This window comes from Exiguobacterium sp. PFWT01 (genome assembly GCF_018255795.1).
GTDB lineage: Bacteria > Bacillota > Bacilli > Exiguobacteriales > Exiguobacteriaceae > Exiguobacterium.
The window spans coordinates 240,370-262,086 of the sequence record NZ_CP073755.1 but is presented as its reverse complement, the minus strand read 5'-3'; the positions used below and the strand labels follow the sequence as shown (position 1 = coordinate 262,086).

Genomic DNA, 21,717 nt, shown 5'->3' with positions numbered 1-21,717 from the left:
ACAACAAAAAACGAGAACCACAAAATGTGTTCTCGCTTTAGTCCTCTTCCACCTGATTCACATGACGCATCACCAAAAATAAGATGACTCCAACAATCGCAGCCCCTAATAGCGTCAACACCATATTATCTCGAGCCGATAAAGTATAAAAGATCGCTAATCCAATCAAAATGAGCGCAATCGGAATAAACGCTCGTTTAAAATGATCCCAGTAACGCACGGACAGTCCTCCTTTTCTCTTATCATACCAAACTTTCGATTTTCCATAACGAAAGTTCTAAAAGATGAGGAGAACCTGAACAAATCCAAAAGGATTCCAAAACGATTTGCTTGAATAATCATTCAAGAGAGTTTCTTTCCGCAAGCAGGTTATTCCTGTTTGTTTCCAACTAGATGCTATATACTGTAACTAAATATTTCCATACGGGATAAGGGGGAGCTCCGATGCTCACAATCATAAATGCGTTCTTTATCAACTTGTGTATCTTGTTCACGCTCTTCACGATTTCCTTTTTACCGTTTCGAAACCGCCCTCGTCTGACGCCACAGTCTCCTCTCAAAGGAAGGATTTTACTTGGGGTACAGACCGGATTGATTGCCATCCTCCTTTTAGTAAATGCCTTACCTCTCGAAGGTGTGCTCATTGATTTACGCGCCATCCCAATCATGCTGGCTGTCTTATTTGGTGGTTGGGTCAGTGGGACGGTTGCAGGTATCATCTATTTGATTGGTCGCGCGTTTGTCGTTTGGTACACAAACGGCGCTATGATTGGTCTCTATTTAGCGTTTGCGACAATGTTCGTTCTCGTGGGATCAATCAGCATCCTTCGAAAACGCATGGATAATACCCGCCCAACTTTACTTATATTCACTACGATCAGCATCGCCATTTTTGGAGCAGCGATTTATGCCGCGCTTCCACTAAACTTGTTCTATCCCGTCTTAATCGTCTACACGTTAATGTCTTACGGCGGAGCTTGCGCCGCCTATCGATTGTTGCTCGAATTGCGCCGCCATTTCGAGAACGTCCAGCATCAACAGCAACTGGCGCGTACGGATGCGCTCACCGGGATTGCCAATCGGCGTCTCTTGAACGAAGCGATGGCCAACTTGACGGTCGAGGCAGAAGAATACGCATTGATTTTGGTCGATATCGATCATTTCAAACGGGTAAATGACACATACGGTCACGACGTCGGAGATGATGTTTTGCGCGAGCTCGGCATGCTCCTCGTCAACGAGAGCGACGATCGCCATTTGGTCGGCCGCTTCGGTGGCGAAGAATTTTTAATCGTCATGCCACATGCGACACGTGACGAAGTATCACGGCTTGCTGAATCTATTCGAGAAAAGGTTTCAACGTTCCCATTCGAGACGAGTGCCGGTACGCTCCACATCACTGTTTCGCTTGGAGCTTGCCATTCGAATGATATTGAAATCGACAGTGTGTTAAAACATGCAGATGAAGCGTTATATCACGCAAAAGAGTCCGGTCGAAATCGTTTCATCCTCGCCTCTTAATGTGTCAAACTCTTCACACTTGAGCGCGTTTTCTCGCTTTACTTTCTCGAAATGAATCGTTAAACTAGGCTAGACTTTGATTCAGATCGATACATCATGATTTATTCAGAAAAGGGGAAACATCGTTCATGTCAGTTTTGTTATCTTTATTTGGAATTATGTTTATCGGCTCGTTCGCGATTGACTATAGACGTGGAAAGACACTTCAACAATCGGCAATCGGGGGGATTCGTTCGATTCAGAACAACATGTGGATTTTCTTCCGGACCTCACTTTCGATGATGATTATCATCGGTCCGCTCTTGTTGATTTCAGGTTTCGTGTTCTCGGATTTGGTGAGCTTTAACACGATCCCAGCATTCATCATCGCCGTTCTCAGTATCGGCTTTGCGGAACGGATCATCGGGATGACCGTGGCTCCACTCGTCCGCACATTTTGGCATCAACGCGGTCGTCTCATGCCACTTTATTTAGATGCCGCTCTCTACGTATTCCTACTCTCTATTCTCGTATTGGAGTTCTTGATGAACATTCCGGGGATTGATCTTCAGTCACCGTTCATCGCGCTATTCTATGCGTTCGCTCTCTTCTTCACGAGATACTTGTTCAGTTTGATTCGATTCACGGTTCAAAAAGGCGTAGCCTCGAACTAATTGAAGACCCAATCCATACGTGTTCGCACGTATGGATTTTTTTCATTATTCTCATTGACAATGAGAATCGTTATCAACTATACTTTAGTTGTAGCTTCCCAAAAGCTTGACGTGCACGTTCCCCAAACATATCACGTCACGTGGATTCCCCTCCACGACACTCTTTTTGAAAGCATTGCGACAACCCCCATTTGTTGCACCCATATTTGCCAAAAACAAGACGAGCAGCCCACCGACGGGGCTGCTCGTCTTTTTCATGATGCGAACACTTCTTGCTCGATTTGTTTCAATTCATAGAACATGCCACGTTTCGTCATCAGTTCCTCATAAGAACCGACCTCAACAATTCTTCCGGCTTCCATAACGATAATCTGATCAAACGTTTCGAGACCCGTCAAACGGTGACTGACGAGAATGAGTGTGCCTGTTCCGGCTTGCTGTAACAATTCAGAAAAGACATGGGCCTCCGTTCCTGCATCGAGTGCCGATGTCGGTTCATCGAGCAACCAGAGAAGTCCGTTTTTAAGAAGTGCTCGTGCGATGGCCAGGCGTTGGCGTTCTCCACCTGACAAGTTCGCCCCTTTCTCAAGGACCGGTTCGTCTAGCGTGAACGCCAAACGGACCCGCTCAAGCGCTACGCTCATCTCTTCATCTGTGAAGTCACCGGCTAACGCCAAGTTGTCCCGTACAGTTCCATAAAAGAAATGATTGTCTTGCAAAACAACGCTCGCATGTTGCCAAATGGCTGTCTGTTTGACATCGTTCACGTTGTACTCATCCAACCGAATCGTGCCGTCTTCCGTCCGAACGAAAGCCAAGAGCAGTTGAAGTAACGTCGACTTCCCTGACCCGCTCGGTCCAACGATGACCGTCTTCGAACCACTTGGAATGTGTAACGTCACCTCATCGATGACATCTCGATACGTATCCGGATAGCGATAGCGAACATGATCAAATGAAATGGATGGTGCATCCGTAAACGTCACGTCCTGACGTTTCGCCTCACGCGCCTCAATCGTTTCACTCGGCTCCGTCACTTCAAACAAACGATCCGCTGCTTGCTTGCTGTCTGCAAAGTGACCAGGGAACACGGCCATCGGCGTCGTATTCTCAAACGCTGTGAGCGACATCATGATCAGCATTGCCAAGAACAACCCGTTCAAGTCTCCATTTACCACCTGATACGCACCGATGGCCAAGACGCCCCATGAGACGAGTAAGGAAGCGGCAACGACGAGCGCCGAATTGAAGAACTGATTCGTCGTGTCTTTCCGCTCTGCCTCCATGTAACGCTCACTGTGCGAATAGACAGCTTGTTTCGTGCGGTCAAGTTGGTGATGAAGTTTTAAATCCCGGTATCCGAACAGCATCTCTGTCAATTGAATCGACACATCTCCACGCAATCCACGAATCGTCTCGTCATGACGGGCACGAATTCGTGCAAATCCGAGCGGAATCAAGAATCCTGTAACGAGTACACCAAACAATATCCATAGGCTGACCGCAAACGAGAAGAAGGTGACAAAGAAGATGGTACTCAAAAAGACGAGTACGAGAATGATCGGCGGATAAAACACGCGAAGGAAGTAGTTTTGAAGACTCTCAACGTCCCCGACGACGCGTGCGAGCAAATCGCCGCTCCGATATTTCGCGAAGATGGACGGAACGAGCGGCTCTAACTGACGATAGAACCGGACGCGCAACTCACTTAAAATCGTAAACGTCGCCCGGTGTGAGGCGAGGCGTTCCCGATAACGGCTTCCTGCCCGGATGACACCGAACAGTTTAATTAAGACAACCGGTACCATGAGTGCATACAGTGGCGGGACGAGCCCTGCGCGTGATACGAGATAGCCACTTGCCGCGAAGAGGGCGACCGCTGCAATCCCTGCCGCATATCCAAAGAAGATGGAGAGAAGAATGTCTTTCTTCTCGCGCATCATCCATTTTGTGATGGTCCAAAGCGAGTTCATCGGCTCACCCCTTTCTGAAGTGCAAACAGTTCTGCATACTCTGGGACAGCGAGTAACGCTTCGTGCGTCCCTTCTGCGATTCGTTTCCCGTCATCCATGAACCAAATCGTGTCCGCCTCTTTGATCGTATGCAGACGATGCGCAACCGTGATTAACGTCGCACCTTTCGACAGCTCTTCAATCGAGCGTCTGACAATCCGCTCTGTTTTCAAATCAAGGCCGGTCGTCGGTTCATCAAACAATAAAATACCAGGTCGCTTAAAGAAAGCCCGTGCGAGTGCAAGGCGTTGCCGTTCTCCACCAGATAGTCCAAACCCACCTTCTCCGAGTTCTGTCCAGATTCCGTTCGGCAACTGATCAATCACCTCGGATAGTCCAGCTGCCTCGGCTGCCTCGAGTAACGCACGCTCGTCAGCCACTTCACCTAAAGCAATGTTTTCGGCGAGTGTCCCGGCGAACAGATACGGATTTTGAGAGATATACGCAATATTTCCATACCAGGCAGATTCCTCATACATATGCAAGGGTTCGCCATCCACGAGGACGCGCCCTGATTTTACTTGCAAAAGTCCAGAGATCACGTTAAGGACAGTCGTCTTCCCGGAACCGCTCGCGCCGACTAACGCAAGGTGGGTGCCGGACGAGATGCGACCACTCAATGGCTGAAGGGAAAAGCGTCCACCAGCGTACTCAAACGATATCTCTTCAAGCTCAAGGTCCGGTGTCCGTGAACGAAGCGACTTCGTCCCCCACTGAATGCGATCATCCGGGGCGTCTAATACGTCAAAGATCCGGTCTGCTGCGCCCATACTGCCACGTCCCGTATGAAAGGCGCTGCCCAGGTCTTTGATGGCCAAGTAATACTCTGGCGCCAACACAAGAATCAAGAATCCTGAGAAGAACGTCAGGTTCTCCCAAACGACCATCTGTAGCGCGACTTCTAGTGCCACAACGCCGGTGCTGAGCATGGAGATGAATTCCAACATGAGGCCAGATAAGAATGCCGTCTTTAAGACGACCATCGTCGCATCCCGAAAGTCGAGACTGCTCTTCTCAATCGCTTTCGCTTCTTGTTCGGTCCGATTGTAGAGTTTGAGTGTCGTCAAACCTTGTAAGACATCCAAAAACTTTCCGGAAAATTGATTCATCTTTTCCATCTGTTCCTCAGATTTTTTCTGTGTCGCAATCCCAATGATAATAAAGAACAAAGGGATAAACGGTGCCGTCACCATCATGATGACACCTGAAATCCAATGTTGGCTGAAGACGACAACCAAAATCAGAAGCGGGATAATCGAGGTTTGAATCACTTGTGGCCAATACTGACTGAAGTAGGCGTCAACCTCGTCAACAGCATCCATGAACACACTGACCTTCTTCCCAGATTGTCCCGTCAAAGACGACTCGACGGGGCTCGTGGCATAGCGATCTAGCAATTGCAGACGCAACGTCTGCTTCGCCTTTTCCGATAAACTCGCTCCGATTCGTCCGGAGACGTATCCAAAAAGTGCTCGTACCAATAGGGCGACGACGAGCCAAAGTAACGCCGGAACGACGGTTTCAAACGATTCATCTTTTAAAAAGATTCGGTCGACAATGTCGACGATTAAATACGCTTGCGCCAAAATCGATAGTCCAATCATGACCGCAGACAATACCAGTCCGATGATGTGACCTCGTTCGGCGAACGCAAGGGCTTGCAGTCGTTTCACTGCATTCATCCTTTCTCTATTCACAATCCGATTGCTTTGTGAGATTCATCACTAATTATACAATATGACACGTCTTGAAGCGAACGCTCCGCTCGTTCCGACATGCAAAAGACGCCCTCTCCTGAGTGGCGTCAATCGAAGTCTTGCTCAAAGTATTCAGGATGCCCGATTACAAGTTGGTGGTCATCCATTCGAAGCACCTCTTCTTTACGAAGCTTCGCTAAAATCGTAGAAACCGTCTCTCGAGACGTTCCAGATAGACGAGATAGCTCCATCGCCGTGAACGGACAGCGGACACGTACCCCTTGCTCATCCGGTTCACCTAAATCTTCAATCAAAAAATGGATGGTATTGAGTACACGTTCTTTCGCGCTCGGGGTAATGATTTCTTGGACACGTCGTTCATGTAAATCTAAAATACGATTCATCTGTCCGATGATATAAAGCAGCATATTCGACTGTGTGGATACAAACCGCTCGAATCGGTCGGTCGGGATGTAGATGACGTCAATATCCGTCACAGCTTCTGCCGTATGACGGTAGTCTTCCTCCGTGAACAAACCATTGTACGGAAAGAACTGTTTGGGCTTCACGTAGTCCGCATATTGATGCGTCGCATGCTCGTTCATCCGCTCAAGTCTGATGTATCCACTCATTAAGAAATACACGCGCTCTCGTGGGTCTCCTTCCATGAATAAGAGCTGTCCTTTTCGATACGTTCGGCAATAGACGTGCGGGACGAGCTGTTCAAGTGCCCGACTCGAACAGTTCGCAAACAGTGTCAACTGTCGTAAATCATCAATCGTCCACTTGTGTCGCATCTGTATCCCCTCATTTCTAATTGGATCTTCTACCATAAGTATAAAGCGATTCAGAATGATACCGCTTTCAAAATCCGACAGTTTTCTGACATGACAAAAGGAGGTCTCCCCCCTTTTCAGTCCAACATCAGTTCTAATAGGGCGTCTTGCAAATCTCGGTCGAGTTCTAACGCATGGAGGTCAAACAGCCAGGCCTCGAGACGCGTCTTCGTCGTCGCCATCTGGTACAAACGATCTTTCAAATCGTAGGCGATTTCCGCGCGGTCTAAGAATCGATAGAGACGATCAAGTCGATGGGCGTTCTGTGTCACATCGACGGGGAGCGTCACCGTCTGCTCCTGCTTCAATTCACCAATCGGGATGTGTAGCGTCTGCGTCTCAGCGTCATAGTCCCCTTCCCCGACAACGCCTCGAACAAGAACGGTCAATGTCCGATTCGCCGGAACGAGGGTCAGGTCTCCTGACATCTCGATGCGAAGCGTCCGCGCTTCCCAGTCGAGCGTGAACGTCGTTTCAAGTGAGGCACCTGTCTCATAATCGTGGCTTTCCCCGTCATCTTCATACATCGTGAACGTGTTCGAGGCACCTGGAAAGACGAGTACTTCTAGCTCGCTCGGGTTCCCCGTCTCGTTCTCATGCGGTTGATGCGGCATGAGGGGAACGATAGCACCCGCTTTGGCGAAAACCGGTTGTCCATCGAGTCCACGGAACACACGAATCGATTTGTCGCCTTCGTAACGATGTCCTGTGAAGAAGTCAAACCATTCTCCTTTCGGTAGCCAGACATTCGTTCCGGCGACGTGGAGCTTTCGGTCCATCGGCGTGACAATTGGAGACACAATGAGTTCACTGCCAAAATAAAACTGATTCGGTACTTGATAAGCCGCTTCGTCATCGGGATGTTCGATATACATCGGCAGCACGAGCGGTAACGCATCGGCATGGTTACGATAGTTCATCGTATATAGATAAGGGATGAGTTCGTGACGCAGACGTAAGAATCGCTTCATCGACTGCTCGGCTTCGATCCCGAAACGCCAAGGCTCTTTCCCGTTGAATGTGCTGAACGTTGAGTGGAGGCGCATGATTGGACTGAATACCCCGTATGCGACCCAACGCGCGGCGAGCTCATCGTCTTTTTTCCCACGATGATGGCCTCCGATATCGTGACTCCACCAACCGTAACCGATGTTTGTCGCTGTCGCTGTAAAATAAGGTTGGAAGGCGAGTGAAGCCCACGAGATGATCGTGTCTCCTGAGAATCCGACTGGGTAACGGTGGCTCCCTGGTCCTGCGTAACGAGAGAAAATGAGCGGACGCTTACCGTCACGGGCGATATCGATGGCATGATAATGATTTAGCATCCATAGCGGGTCGAGTCCTTCCATCTTCGAGGTCGACCCTTGTTGCCAGTCGATCCACCAAAAATCAACGCCATCCGCCTCATGTGGATGATGCATCTGCTCAAAGTATGCTTGAATGAATCGTTTGTCCGAAAAATCGAACGGGATTCGGTCCCCCGATTTCGGATCGACGCCCATGGCCTCGGCCATCGCCACGTACTGGTCTTCAAACGCACGCACTCCGTCCGCGGGATGCAGGTTCAACGTTACCATCATTCCCTCATCCTTTAACCAGTTGAGGAAACGTTTCGGTTCGGGAAACAAGTTTTTGTTCCACGAATAGCCCGTCCATCCACTCCCGTACTCTTCGGGGATGTCCGTCACGTGCCAGTCCATATCGATGACACTGACCGAGAACGGGACATCTTCTGACTTGAAACGGCGCATTAACGTCTTATACTCTTTTTCGTCGTATCGCCAGTACCGGCTCCACCAGTTCCCGAGCGCTTTACGAGGAAGCATCGGTGTCGGACCCGTCAACGTGTAAAAGTCTCGAAGTGCCTGTTTATAGTCATGGCCATATCCGAAGTAGTAAATGTCATGAATTCCTTTTCGTCTCGGCTCGACGAAGCGATCGTCTGTCATCAAAAACGAGGATGAATCATCAATGATCGCATACCCTTGTTTGGAGAGGATCCCTTCTTCTAATTCCGTCGCCCCGTCCACATGGTCGAGCGTCCGCGCCGTCCCTTTCAGCGTCCGCTCCGGACCATTGAACATGTAGCGGCTATAATACGTACTAAAGTTCCCTTTCACGTCCACATAGAGCGTGTTCGGTGCGAACGGACCTTTCGTATAATACAAATGAACATGTTCTGTGATGATTTGGAGCTCTGTCTCATCTTCAATCACTCGGAATTGTGGAACGTCAAATTCCCGATTCCACGCCACTTGGGTGGCACGGTCTTCAAAAATTCCGTCTTCCGCGTATTCCATCCGAATCAACTGACTCGTCAATACGGTGAAGCGATAGCAGCTTCCTTGTACGATTGCTTCTTCTCTTGCTTTTGGTCTCATCCACGACTGGTACACATGATTTTCTTCGAATAGGCGCATACATTCGAGCGTTTCCGCTCTCCGTCACTTCCTTCCTGAAATTAGTGCAAACGTTTACACTGAATATGATAGCAATCTCATTTTTGGCATACAACCTTCGTTCCCCTTGAACCGGAGCAGAAAACAAAAAAGTCGCAAACGCTTCACGTCTGCGACACATTCTTATTGTTGGAGCGATGGAGCTAGGCGGACACGTGTGCCCGCTTCTCCGTCAATGGCTGCTAAAGCCTGATCGAGCGACGTGATGATGGCGACACGGTTCGTACCGGATTCGGCAAACTGAAGCGCCGCTCTCACTTTCGGCAACATACTGCCTGGTGCGAACTGTCCTTCCGCGATATAGGTCTCCATCTGTTCTTTCGACGTTTCTTGAAGTGCCATCTCGTTCGGCTTCCCAAAATTGACATACACATGTTCGACAGCCGTCAAAATGAGTAAGACGTCTGCGTTGACGAGGTCAGCCAGTTTCGCAGCCGCGAAATCTTTATCGATGACCGCTTCGATGCCGACGTATCCGTCCGCTGTCTCCATAACCGGAATGCCACCGCCACCGGAAGCGACAACGATGTGCCCCGCTTCAACGAGTGTTCGAATGACGGCGTGTTCGGCGATTTTCATAGGGATTGGACTCGGCACCACACGACGATACCCTCGTCCTGCATCTTCTTTGAAGACGTAACCCGTCGTCCGTTCGAGATGGAGTGCCTCTTCTTCCGTATAAAACGGGCCGATCGGCTTGGTCGGATGATGAAACGCACTATCGTTCGGATCGACAATACTTCGTGTCACGAGAGAGGCCACATGCTGTTCAAGACCACGTGCACGAAGCGCTTTGGTCAGTGCATTCTCGAACCAGTATCCAATCATCCCTTGCGTCATCGCACCACAGACATCAAGCGGCATCGCCGGTGTGGCCGAACTGTCTGATGCGGCTTGTTGCAACATCAGGTTTCCCACTTGCGGACCGTTCCCATGCGTGATGATGACCTCGACTCCTTCCGCGATGAGTGCAGCGAGAGATTCCGCCGTCGCCTCAACCGCCTGTATTTGTGCTTCGGCTGTCGCATCTTTCCCTTGTTGAATCGCATTCCCGCCTAAAGCGATGACCACTCGTTTTTTCTCCATATCCATACCCCCGATCAGATGACTGAAATATTACCCGATAGTATGCGTACGACTGCGAAGATGGCGAGTGCGGTCAACACACCGGCGACCATCCATTCCGTTTTAGTGAGTGACTTGATGCCATTTTCACGTTGCGCCTTCATGTAAAGAAGGGTTCCGGGTGCATATAAAAGTGTGGTGAGAAGTAAATAATCGATTCCAGCGGCGTAAATGAGCCATAGTCCATAAACGGAGGCGACCAATCCAATCGTCAAATCGCGTGTTTTCCGTTCACCGGTACTATATCCGATTCCGTTCTTCGCCACTTTCACTTGATAAAAGGCCGAGAACACGTATGGGATCAAAATCGCACTCGAAGCGAGAGAAAAGGCAAAGTTATATGCGGCATCTGAAATCAAGAATGTGAAGAGGAAGAGCTGAATCAATCCGTTCGTCAGCCAAAGGGCGTTGACGGGAGCCTGATTTTGATTCTCTTTCGTGAACCATTTCGGGAAGACCCCGTCTTTGGCGGCAACGAATGGAATCTCAGCTGCTAAAAGCGTCCAACCGAGCCATGCGCCAAGGACAGAGATGACGAGCCCTCCGTTGATGAGCATCGCACCCCACGGACCGACGGCCGACTCGAGCAAATATGCCATCGCGGGTTGCGAGGCGTTCGCCACGTTTTCCGGTGTCATGAGACCGAGCGACATGATGGAAATGAGCAAATAAATGACGAGCGTACCGAGCAACCCGATTACGGTTGCTTTCCCGACGTCCGAACGTTTCCGAGCACGACCAGAAAGAACGACGGCTCCTTCCACACCGATAAAGACCCAAAGTGTCACGAGCATCGTCGAAACGACTTGGTCACGCACACTTCCCCACGAGAAGCCGCCTTGTCCCCAAAAATCGAAGGTGAAGTTTTCGAGATTAAAGAAGAACAAGGTAATCGTAATGAATGCAAAAATTGGGACGAGCTTGGCAATCGTTGTGACGATGTTGATCATCGATGCCTCATGTACCCCACGTAAGATGAGTGTATGCACGAGCCAAAGCATAATCGATGCGCCAATAATCGACGCGATATTCTGTCCCCCTTCAAAAATCGGGAAGAAATAACCGACCGAACTGAACAATAGTGTGGCATACGCCACATTCCCGAGCCAGGCAGACAACCAATATCCCCAGGCCGAGTTAAATCCGACGAATGATCCAAAACCTGCCCGTGCATAGCTGTATACGCCACCATCGAGATCTGGACGACGCATCGTCAAATTTTGAAAGCTAAGACCGAGCGCGATAATCCCGATTCCCGTGATGACCCAACCGATAAGAATGGCACCCGCATTCGCACCTTGTGCCAAATCGGCAGCCAAGTTAAAGGCGCCACCGCCAATCATCGACCCGACGACAAGTGCTGTCAACGCTCCGAGACCTAACCGCTTATCTTTCTTTTCAGGATGTACTCCAGCCGAACCACCTGAGTCATGCTCCAACTTCGTAGACATTCTACTCATCCCTTTCGCTTATTTTAAAGCAGGAGGGGGAATCCCCTCCTCGTCAACGATCAAGCCATTCGCGTGTCTCCGTGAGCGTCGCCGCCATCACCGCCTTGATGGTATGCATCCGGTTTTCCGCCTCATCAAATACGAACGAATGACGACTGCGGAACACTTCATCGGTCACTTCCATTTCCGTCAAACCGTACTGTTCGTGAATCGCTCGACCGACTTCCGTTTCTAAGTCGTGGAAGGCAGGGAGGCAATGTAAGAACATGATGTCTGGATTGCCACTCTTTTGAAGCATGTCCATGTTCACTTGATATGGTCGCAACAGTTCAATCCGTTCTGCGAATGCCGCTTCCTCGCCCATCGATACCCAGACATCCGTGTAGACGACGTCCGCTTGATCCATCGCTTTCTCAATGCGCTCCGTCAAGGTGATCACAGCACCGGTTTCAGCAGCGACCGACTTCGCATAGTTCACGATTTCGTCAGATGGCCAGAGCGATTTCGGTGCACAGATCCGCATATCCATCCCAACTTTTGCACCACCGATCAACAGCGTGTTGCCCATGTTGTTCCGTCCGTCGCCCACGTACACGAATTTGATTCCGGCAAGTTCTCCTTTTTGTTCTTTCACCGTCAAAAAGTCAGCCAAGATTTGGGTCGGGTGATACAAGTCGGTCAAGCCGTTCCATACCGGTACGCCGGCGTCTTTCGCAAGACCTTCGACCGTCTCGTGGGCGAAGCCACGGAACTGAATGCCGTCAAACATGCGCCCGAGGACGATTGCGGTATCGCGCACCGATTCTTTCTTCCCGAATTGAATGTCATTCTTGCCTAAATATTCGGGATGCATCCCTAAATCGATGGCAGCAACGGTAAACGCACACCGCGTCCGCGTCGATGGTTTTTCAAAGAGCAAGGCAATGTTTTTACCTTCACAAATCCGATGTGGAACACCTTGTTTTTTCTGACGTTTGAATGCAGCAGACAAATCGATCAAGTAGTTGATTTCTTCACCCGAAAACTCGTTTAGCGATAAAAAATGACGACCTTTCAAATCAAAATTGAACGTTGTAGACATACTGCTTCCTCCTTATCACATTTAGATGTCTTGGCGGATAATCGGACAACTCATGCAACGTGGACCCCCACGTCCGCGCGATAGTTCACTCGACATGATTTCGATTACTTCGACGCCTTCTTTACGAAGTAACTCATTCGAGACATAGTTTCGGTCATACGTGACCACGACACCCGGGGCGATGGCGAGCGTGTTCGATCCATCATTCCATTGTTCGCGAGCCGCTGCGATCGGATCGCCACCGCCACAAGGAATCAACGTCGCCTCTTGTAAGCCAAGGACGTCTTTTAACACCTTCAACAAATCCGAGTGCTGAGCAATCTGAAGTTCACCTTCCGCGTTTAGCGTGAGCTCGAAAATGTTCATCTTCCCTTCCGGTCCTTGAATGAACGGATGGATGGTGAATTTATCATGATCGACCATCGTGAAGACGGTATCAAGATGCATGAAGGCGCGTGATTTTGGAATTTCGATGGCGATGACTTTTTTGAAGCTGTCTCCATGCTTGAGTAGGTTGAGGGCGACACGCTCGATGCCTTGCGCGGTCGTTCGTTCCGAGATGCCGATGGCGACGACTTCTTTCGACAAGACGAGTTCGTCTCCCCCTTCCATCGCAAACCGATAATCGCGGTCCGACCAGATGGGAACATCATGTTTTGCAAAGCGTGGGTGATAGCGCATAATGTATTGCGTGAAGAGCGATTCACGGCGACGTGCCGGTTCTTTCATGCGGTTGATGGAGAGTCCGTGACCGATTGCAGCGGCCGGGTCTCGTGTAAAGTAGAGGTTTGGCATTGGATCCAAAAAGAAGGGGTACGTATCTTCAATCATTTCATGCAGATGTCGGCGTTTTTCTGGTTTGATTTCCGATTTCCGGATACCGGCCATCACCGTCTCAATCAACATTTCGTTATCAAAATCGAGTAAATACTCTTTTAATGTTTCGTAAGAACCGTTGATATTTGATTTGGACTCCGATAAGATATCCGCGACAAACTTTTCGCGCACACCAGGGAGTGATAACGTTTCGGCCATTAGTTTTTCGAGGTAAAGGACTTCCACACCACGATTTTGAAGCGCACTCGCAAAATAATCGTGCTCTTTTTGAATGACCGGCAAATGGGGAATATCATCGAACAAGAGGCGCTCTAAATATTCTGGAGTAAGGTTCTCTAACTCCCGGCCCGGTCGCTTCAGTAATACCGTTTTTAATTCTCCAATTTCTGAATACACATGAATCGGATGTTTCAGCGTCGTATCTTGTGAAATCGGTTGATTCGTCATTGAGATCATCTCGCTTCCTCCTTGTGATTCGGGTGTGTGACTACCCTTACCTTATCACTTTACCAAATTTGCGAATGTCTAATCCGACAGTTCATCTGTTGTCGATTCCGCATTGATCTGAATAAATGTTCACTCATGTGAATGAACAAACAATGCTCTAGAAATCAGGACGATGGCAAAGGGAAATAAGATGTATGGCTGATGTATAGCATCGCCCTAAAAAAAGCAGAAACTTTTTTAATTCACCGTAAAATAAATTGAAAACGTGAGAGATCAGGATGTGAGCATATGAAAATTGAAGAAACGGAATACAACGAACATGAAGCAGCACTTCGCACATTGATTCAAAAGGGAGACCCGGTCGATTTTCAAGACCTCTTTCTCTCCCTCCACCCGGGTGAACAGGCGGATCATTTTATCGAACTGACTCAAGATGAGCGGTCGTTCGTGTATCGAACCATCTCCCCCGAGGTATTCACCGATCTATTTGAAAAGCTGACGTTAGAAGAGCAATGTACATTCATCCAAGAAACACCCCAACCGTATGCCGTCCGAATCTTGAATGAAATGTATTCGGACAACGCGGCCGACTTGATGCGGGAACTACCCGATGCGTTCATGGACACGCTATTTGAGCAGATGGATGATATCGAGGAAAAAGAAGTCAAAGACTTGATGCAATATCCGGAGGAAACGGCTGGATCGCTCATGACGACCGAGTTCGTCGTCCTTCAAGCTGATAAGACGGTCGGACTGACCCTTGAAGAGTTGCGTGAACTCGGACCAGATGCCGAAACGATTTATTACCTATATGTGGTCGACCAAGCGCACCAACTGGTTGGTGTTGTCTCCTTACGTGATTTGATTGTCGCACCACTCGAGGCGAAAATTGAAGACATCATGGGGTTCCGCGTCATTTCGGCAAACGTCATGACCGACCAGGAAGACTTGGCCAGGATTGTCCAGAAGTACGATTTGTTGGCCCTTCCCGTTATCGATGATCAGCAAAAGCTACTTGGCATCATCACGGTCGATGATGTATTAGACGTCATCGAGCGCGAAACGACCGAAGACTTTGAAGAACTCTCCGCGACAAAGGGTTCGTCTGATATCAACATGAGCCCGCTTGAAGCAGCGAAAAAACGTGCCCCTTGGATTGTCAGCCTCATGTTTCTCGGCATGATTACAGCTTCGACGATTGGCGGTTTCGAAGACACCCTTGAAACGATTGTGCTTCTCGCTGTCTTCATGCCACTTGTCATGGGCTCTGCCGGGAACGCAGCCACGCAATCACTCGTCGTCGCTGTGCGCTCAATTGCACTCGGGACCATCAATCGAAAGAACGTTATGAAGATGATTCGACGCGAACTCGGAACCGGCATCATCTTAGGGATTGCGTGTATGATTGTCATTTTTGGCGTCATCACGCTGCTATACGACAATATGCTGATCGGTTTCATTGTCGGAGTTTCTATCTTCGCCGCACTGAGTGTCGCCACGATGATTGGAACGATTGTCCCGCTTCTCATCAATCGGCTGAAGTTAGATCCTGCTGTGGCCTCGGGACCATTCATCACGACACTGATGGACAATCTAGGGCTCATCATCTACTTCACGGTTGCGACGTCTATGCTCCAATTCTTTTAACACTCGAGACATCGAGTGTTTTTTATTTTCTCTGATCAAAATGACTACAGTACAACATTTTAGGGTATTTCCTAAAAATACATATAAAACATAAGTAAGGAATGAGGGGATTTCATGACATTTCAACAAGTACTCTACATACTCGTGACCGGTGCCCTGTTCATGGCGCTCGTCGCTTACGTCTCGTATCGCATGACGAGAGGAAAAGTCGAAAGCGCCGACGATTACTTCTTGGCCGGTCGCGGTCTAACAGGCGTCTTCATCGCGGGATCGCTCCTGTTGACCAACTTGTCAGCGGAACAATTGATTGGCTTGAATGGCCAATCGTTCGCCGGCAACATGTCAGCGATGGCATGGGAAGTGACGGCCGGTATCGCTGCCATCATCATGGCGCTCTTTTTGTTGCCACGTTTTCTTGGCATCGGAATTTCGACCATTCCTGAATTTTTAAGTCAACGCTATGACGAGGACGTTCGTCGATTGACTGTCTTGTTATTTCTACTCGGCTATATGTGCGTGACGATTCCATCGATGCTGTACTCGGGTGGATTAGCCGTCCTGCAACTGTTCGATGTGCCGGCCCTTCTCGGCATCAGCTTTGAGCAGTCCCTTTGGCTCGTCGTTTGGTTCATTGGGATTATCGGGGCGATTTATGCCATCTTCGGAGGTCTTCGTGCCGTTGCCGTATCGGACACGTTGAACGGGATCGGACTCATCATCATTGGATTCCTCGTTCCGACACTAGGCTTTCTCGCACTAGGGGACGGGAATTTATTGGACGGGATGAAGACGATTGCGACGACGAATCCAGAAAAGTTGAACGCCATCGGCTCAGCCAACGACTCAGTCCCGTTCCTATCCATTTTTACCGGAATGATTTTTGCGAACTTATTCTATTGGGCACTGAATCAATACGTGATTCAACGGGCCCTCGGTGCAAAAAACTTAGCAGAAGGTCAAAAAGGCGTTCTCTTTACCGGCTATTTGAAGTTACTCGTTCCAATCTTTATGTTGTTACCTGGTGTCATCGCGTTTCACTTATACGGGTCGAACGTTGAGAAGGCAGACCTCGCTTATCCGAGTTTGATTGCCGAGCTGTTACCGATGTGGCTCATGGGCTTCTTCCTCGCTGTCTTGCTCGGTGCCGTATTCAGCTCGTTCAACTCGCTTTTGAATAGTATCGCGACGCTTTTCGTTCTCGACATTTACAAACCGAAGTTCAAACCGGATGCCTCTGACCAAGACTTGATCCGTGTCAGCAAATGGTTCGGGACGTTCGTTGCACTCGTCTCGTTCTTTGTCGCCCCGAATCTTATGTATGCGCCAGATGGCTTGTGGGACTTGATTCGTCGCTTCACCGGCTTCTTTAATATTCCGATTCTCGTCATCGTCTTAATCGGGATGCTTGTCAAACGTGTGCCGCCAATCGCCGCGAAGACCGTCGTCTTTTTCCACGTCATCGCCTACTATTTCCTCGTGTGGGGGACGAAACAATGGTTCGGTGTCGAAATCGGCATCAACTTTATCCATATTTACGGAATCCTCTTCGTCATCGAGACGGGGATCATGCTCGTATTTGCGCGTGTGCGACCAATGCTTCAAGCAAATCCGATCCGAATCGAACTAGGGAGAGTCAAACCATGGCGTCATGCCCTTTCGACATCCATTTTGCTCGTCGCTTCCATGATTTTCGTTTACCTTGTCTTCTCGCCAATTGGACTCGCTTATGCGAACGGCATCGTTTCCGGATGGTTTGCTCCACTGACAGTGGGACTTGTCGTCATAACGTCCGGGCTCATCTGGGCATCTTACCGCTATGGTATTTCTCGTTATGAACGCTATCTAAACAATTTGGGTGAAGAGCCGTCCGATGTAAAAGAACAAAGCAGCTAAACCAATAGACCTCCTTGAACTTACACGTCAAGGAGGTCTACTTTTTGTTGTCGCTTCCGTTCATACATGGCATCGTCCGCACGTTGCCAAAGCGCCTCAATCGTTTCCGGACGAGACGCCCACGCCAACCCGATGGCGACAGAAATCGATTCTTGTTCACAAGTCACTTCGATTTGACGAACCATTCGTTCACATGCGTCCTCAGGCATCATCTCTAGAAACAAGACGAATTCATCTCCCCCTAACCGATATACGGAGGATTCGATGTCTTGTAGGATTGTCCCGACTCGTTTCAACAAATGGTCACCAGCAGAATGTCCTTCCTCGTCGTTCACGACTTTCAAATCGTTCACATCCAGCACGATGATTCCAACGTTACACACATTTTCAGCTTGAGCAATCGTCTCTTCAAACGCCCGACGATTGAAGACACCGGTCAAACTATCGTGGCGACTTTCGTACATGAGACGTTCACGCTCGGTCATGGCTGCTTCGATGTTCCGAATCACACCTTGAACCGCTACGATTTCACCATTCTCATAGATTGGTGTCGTATATTCCTCGAACCATACATAAGCGCCGTCATTCGTCCGCCATCGCTGAAGAATCGCTTCTTCATAATTGACGCGTCCCGCCACTTTATCGAGCAAGAGACGTCGATCATCCGGATGGATTCTCCGAAAGCACTCTTGTGCATCTGAATAACTTCGCATCACCGTTCCTTCTCCAAGATATAAATCTAAAGAAGGACTGATGTATCGGAAACGCCAGGTCGGTTTTGTTTCAAAAATGTAAATGACATCTTTCGTTTGATTCCCGAAATGCATAAACGAAAGAGCCGGTGCATGTGGCTGTGGACGTTTATATAGCCACAAGGCAATCAAAAATCCAACGAGTATCCCCCAGAAGAATAACGTCATTGAATCCACTTCCTCTCTGTTCGCCCATATCGTACCACGTTCGAGGTCAGACACCTGTCTCAATTCCTGTTATTTGGTAAATGTTTTTTTGAAAATTGAGTAAATTTAAGAGAGATTGTGACCGACATGATATAGTCGACTTATTGAATCACTCAATATACGGAGGTTTCTCATGACACATTTCACACATCCATCGATCGACGAGACATGTTCGGGTGTCTATTTGGTCACGAATCGAAACGGATCGATCCACCAGTCATACGGCTATGCGAATCGCTCAGAACAGATTCAGCATGACGTGACGACACGGTTCGGAATCGCGTCCGGTTGCAAGCTGTTTACAGCAATCGCGATTTGCCAGTTAGTCGAGCAGGGGAAACTATCTTTTTCCACCTCGCTTGGCTCATTTCAAACATTCGCCTTACCTCATCTGTCACCAAACGTCACCGTGAATCAACTGTTGACGCACACGTCGGGAATCCCTGACTATTTTGATGAATCCGTCTCTGATGACTTCGAAGCGTTATGGCGTGATATTCCGATGTATCGACTTCAACAGTTACGTGATTTTCTACCACTGTTTCAACAAAAAACCATGAAGGACGAACCGGGTTCTCGATTCTCCTACAATAATGCGGGGTATATTTTGTTAGGGTTGATTATCGAGGAAGTGACCGGACAATCTTTCACCGATTACGTCGAACAATCGATTTTTCAGCCTGCCGGTATGACCGCTTCCGGATACTTTTCACTCGATGCCTTGCCTGCTAAAACAGCGCTCGGTTATATCGACAACTCGGACGGCACGTGGCGTACAAACCAATATGCGATTCCGATCAAAGGAGGAGCAGATGGCGGCGCATTTGTGACCGTTCAAGATATGACCCGTTTTTGGAAAGCATTGTTTTCACATCAGCTACTGGACGCCGCATCCACCTCCCTCCTTCTCACACCACACGTGACGGTTAATGACCGCGGCGGAAGTTATGGATACGGACTTTGGATTCAACATCACACATCGGGAGATGTCTATAAATATCACGTGATGGGCTATGACCCTGGTGTCAGTTTCCATTCTGGTTACTATCCAGAAATCGATACCATCTCGGTCATTTGTTCAAATCAATCAGATGGGGCGTTCGACGTCATGAAACAGATTGAAATGCAGATTGGAGAACGGATTGAATGAACATTCGTACTTATATGGAATCAGACTTTGACTCGATTCAACAACTTAATCGCGATGAAGGTTGGAGCCAATTGGTAGAACGTGACGCGTTGACCCGTGAGGCATGGCGTCAATCCAATATCGCCTATGTAATGGAATGTGAAGAGGGAAAGATTGTCGCTTATTTGCGCGGATTGACTGATACGACAGTCAGTTTGTATGTTTGTGAACTGTTGGTCGCTTCTACATATCGTAGACGTGGTCTTGGCGAACAGTTACTCCAACACGTCCATACACTTTATCCAGACACACGGCTTGAGATGCTCGCAAGTCAAAACTCGCACACATATTATGAAAGATTGCGGTTCCGTCCGTTTTATGGGTTTCGAAAAACGATTCACGAATAGGAGGAATGGATATGAAACTTGCTCTCATTACCGGCGCATCACGTGGTCTCGGCCGCGCAATCGCTCAGGAACTACAAGCTAGAGATTACGAGGTGGTCGGGCTCTCTCGCTCACAGGCGGAAGACGTTACGTATCAGCAACGATCAGTCGACCTATCAAACGTCTCGGGGATTGATGCAGTCATTCGGGAGATCACACCGTTTCTAGAGCGGGCTGATTCGGTTTTGCTCGTTCAAAATGCAGCATGGATTGAACCGATTCATCGTGTCGGACAATTAAATGGTGAGAAAGTGACCGCTCATGTCCACGCTAACTTGCTTGCGCCGATGCTACTGGCGAATGCGGTCCTCGCTTTCGATAAGCCGACTGAGTTGATTCATGTGACGTCTGGCGCTGCTAAGCGTCCGATCTCAGGTTGGAGCGCATATTGTGGCACGAAAGCAGGACTCGATCATTTCACAGAGACACTTGCACTAGAGCTAGAAGGAACCTCACATCGTGCGGCTCTATTCAATCCAGGTGTGATGGATACGTCCATGCAGGCAGAGATTCGTTCTTCTTCGAAAGAGGCGTTCGCTGACCTTGAACAATTCCGCTCATACGAAACAGAAGGACGACTCCGCTCTCCTGAGACGGTTGCTCGTGTATTTGCTGAACAGTTGATTGACCGCCCTCTAGAAAATGGCAAGACGTATTCGATTTACGACTTGATTAAATAATTTACCAGGTAAAAAAAAGAAACACCCTTCTCTCGTCAAACCGTCTACACTACATGCATAGCTACGTGAAAGGGTGAATTCTATGAAAACAATTGCTGGAGGATTACTGCTATTTGGACTGTTCAGCCTCACCATGTCATTCACAATGATTGGAGATACCGCCGTCGTCGGGGCGATGGTGAGTGGTGTCTCAATTTTATGTAGTGTCGGCTTGTTATTTGGGGCGACTGAACTCAGTCGGATCCGTCACGACCTGCTCCACGACAAAAAAACGTCTTTCCCATCTGAATGAGGGAAAGACGTTTTTGATTCAATCTTCTTCGTATTCCTCTAATAAATCATCAACATCATATTCTTCGAAGTCGTCTTCATCGATAAAGATATCGCGATCGTTCACGACGTGAATCGGACCATTGGCCACATCGATTCGAATCGTCCACGCCCAAGGAATGCGTAATCGGTTATAAACACCTGTCCAGAACTCCATTGACTCTTGCTCATACTGTTCAAATTCTGTCAGAAGTTCTTTGAACGACACGCCTGTTAACTGGAAGTTTGAATCTTGGAGCCGTTGAAGCGCATGATGCTTCGCTTCTAATTCGGCCGCTCGAACCATTTCCTCAGCTGTCGCCATCTCCAGGATCGTCCCGTCTGGTGGGAGAATATCGTATACGTTGAACAATTCGCCTTCTTCTACTTCTACATCGTCAAACTCATAGTCATCGTGCCGCATACTACATTCCTCCTTACGCAATTTGAATCCCCTCTATTGTACCACTCTCTCCCCCATTCCCCCTAAAGATTCGTGCATATATTTCATTTTGCGAGGGAAAGAGTGTTACAG

19 protein-coding genes are annotated in these 21,717 nt (G+C 48.7%); 8 read left to right on the top strand and 11 right to left on the bottom strand.

Going from position 1 to position 21,717, the window contains the following annotated elements; translation table 11 throughout:
* Positions 1-37: 37 nt before the first annotated feature.
* The gene (locus KD909_RS01525) at positions 38-220 is read right to left on the bottom strand and encodes a hypothetical protein (RefSeq protein WP_031422036.1); all 183 of its coding nucleotides are present in this window, start codon (positions 218-220) and stop codon (positions 38-40) included.
* A gap of 224 nt (positions 221-444) precedes the next feature.
* On the opposite strand from KD909_RS01525, the gene KD909_RS01520 reads away from it, so the two are divergent.
* Both KD909_RS01520 and KD909_RS01515 read left to right on the top strand, forming a co-directional pair.
* Positions 445-1,521 (top strand): diguanylate cyclase, encoded by a 1,077-nt coding sequence (locus KD909_RS01520; RefSeq protein ID WP_211782148.1) that lies wholly within the window; start codon positions 445-447, stop codon positions 1,519-1,521.
* A gap of 128 nt (positions 1,522-1,649) precedes the next feature.
* Positions 1,650-2,174, top strand: a complete 525-nt coding sequence (locus KD909_RS01515; protein WP_031422033.1) for a hypothetical protein — start codon at positions 1,650-1,652, stop codon at positions 2,172-2,174.
* Positions 2,175-2,428: 254 nt separating this feature from the next.
* Here the strand turns inward: KD909_RS01515 and cydC are convergent, their stop codons facing one another.
* The 8 genes from cydC to arcA all read right to left on the bottom strand — a co-directional run bounded on the left by cydC (position 2,429) and on the right by arcA (position 14,086).
* Entirely contained in the window at positions 2,429-4,147 is a 1,719-nt protein-coding gene (gene cydC, locus KD909_RS01510; RefSeq protein ID WP_211782147.1) for a thiol reductant ABC exporter subunit CydC, read from the bottom strand.
* A complete protein-coding gene (gene cydD, locus KD909_RS01505; RefSeq protein ID WP_211782146.1) occupies positions 4,144-5,868 on the bottom strand; it encodes a thiol reductant ABC exporter subunit CydD in 1,725 nt (574 codons plus the stop codon). The genes cydC and cydD overlap by 4 nt, the downstream gene beginning before the upstream one ends.
* A gap of 122 nt (positions 5,869-5,990) precedes the next feature.
* The gene (locus KD909_RS01500; RefSeq protein WP_074035511.1) at positions 5,991-6,680 is read right to left on the bottom strand and encodes a Crp/Fnr family transcriptional regulator; all 690 of its coding nucleotides are present in this window, start codon (positions 6,678-6,680) and stop codon (positions 5,991-5,993) included.
* A gap of 116 nt (positions 6,681-6,796) precedes the next feature.
* Positions 6,797-9,139, bottom strand: a complete 2,343-nt coding sequence (locus KD909_RS01495; RefSeq protein ID WP_211782145.1) for a glycoside hydrolase family 31 protein — start codon at positions 9,137-9,139, stop codon at positions 6,797-6,799.
* 162 nt (positions 9,140-9,301) lie between these two features.
* Positions 9,302-10,264, bottom strand: coding sequence for a carbamate kinase (gene arcC, locus KD909_RS01490; RefSeq protein WP_211782144.1), 963 nt, complete (start codon positions 10,262-10,264; stop codon positions 9,302-9,304).
* A 14-nt stretch (positions 10,265-10,278) separates the two neighbouring features.
* Positions 10,279-11,754, bottom strand: a complete 1,476-nt coding sequence (gene arcD / locus KD909_RS01485; RefSeq protein WP_211782143.1) for an arginine-ornithine antiporter — start codon at positions 11,752-11,754, stop codon at positions 10,279-10,281.
* A 52-nt stretch (positions 11,755-11,806) separates the two neighbouring features.
* The gene (argF, locus tag KD909_RS01480; RefSeq protein WP_211782142.1) at positions 11,807-12,835 is read right to left on the bottom strand and encodes an ornithine carbamoyltransferase; all 1,029 of its coding nucleotides are present in this window, start codon (positions 12,833-12,835) and stop codon (positions 11,807-11,809) included.
* Positions 12,836-12,856: 21 nt separating this feature from the next.
* The gene (gene arcA / locus KD909_RS01475; RefSeq protein ID WP_031422019.1) at positions 12,857-14,086 is read right to left on the bottom strand and encodes an arginine deiminase; all 1,230 of its coding nucleotides are present in this window, start codon (positions 14,084-14,086) and stop codon (positions 12,857-12,859) included.
* Positions 14,087-14,407: 321 nt separating this feature from the next.
* Here arcA and mgtE point away from each other — a divergent pair, with 321 nt between their 5' ends.
* The gene (gene mgtE / locus KD909_RS01470; RefSeq protein WP_211782141.1) at positions 14,408-15,766 is read left to right on the top strand and encodes a magnesium transporter; all 1,359 of its coding nucleotides are present in this window, start codon (positions 14,408-14,410) and stop codon (positions 15,764-15,766) included.
* A 114-nt stretch (positions 15,767-15,880) separates the two neighbouring features.
* Positions 15,881-17,659, top strand: coding sequence for a solute:sodium symporter family transporter (locus KD909_RS01465; RefSeq protein ID WP_196431361.1), 1,779 nt, complete (start codon positions 15,881-15,883; stop codon positions 17,657-17,659).
* Between the two features lie 20 nt (positions 17,660-17,679).
* Here KD909_RS01465 and KD909_RS01460 read toward each other — a convergent pair whose 3' ends face one another.
* Positions 17,680-18,633: a GGDEF domain-containing protein gene (locus tag KD909_RS01460; protein ID WP_211782140.1), complete on the bottom strand. Its 954-nt coding sequence runs from the start codon at positions 18,631-18,633 to the stop codon at positions 17,680-17,682.
* 118 nt (positions 18,634-18,751) lie between these two features.
* Here KD909_RS01460 and KD909_RS01455 point away from each other — a divergent pair, with 118 nt between their 5' ends.
* The 4 genes from KD909_RS01455 to KD909_RS01440 all read left to right on the top strand — a co-directional run bounded on the left by KD909_RS01455 (position 18,752) and on the right by KD909_RS01440 (position 21,165).
* Complete coding sequence (locus KD909_RS01455; RefSeq protein WP_211782139.1) at positions 18,752-19,768, top strand: serine hydrolase domain-containing protein; 1,017 nt, start codon at positions 18,752-18,754, stop codon at positions 19,766-19,768.
* The gene (locus KD909_RS01450) at positions 19,765-20,154 is read left to right on the top strand and encodes a GNAT family N-acetyltransferase (protein ID WP_211782138.1); all 390 of its coding nucleotides are present in this window, start codon (positions 19,765-19,767) and stop codon (positions 20,152-20,154) included. The genes KD909_RS01455 and KD909_RS01450 overlap by 4 nt, the downstream gene beginning before the upstream one ends.
* Positions 20,155-20,165: 11 nt before the next feature.
* Positions 20,166-20,873 (top strand): SDR family NAD(P)-dependent oxidoreductase, encoded by a 708-nt coding sequence (locus KD909_RS01445; RefSeq protein WP_211782137.1) that lies wholly within the window; start codon positions 20,166-20,168, stop codon positions 20,871-20,873.
* Between the two features lie 82 nt (positions 20,874-20,955).
* On the top strand, positions 20,956-21,165 hold the full coding sequence (locus KD909_RS01440; RefSeq protein WP_012727529.1) for a hypothetical protein: 210 nt from the start codon (positions 20,956-20,958) through the stop codon (positions 21,163-21,165).
* 18 nt (positions 21,166-21,183) lie between these two features.
* On the opposite strand, the gene KD909_RS01435 is transcribed toward KD909_RS01440, so the two are convergent.
* Positions 21,184-21,606, bottom strand: coding sequence for a hypothetical protein (locus KD909_RS01435; RefSeq protein ID WP_012727530.1), 423 nt, complete (start codon positions 21,604-21,606; stop codon positions 21,184-21,186).
* Positions 21,607-21,717: the final 111 nt, after the last annotated feature.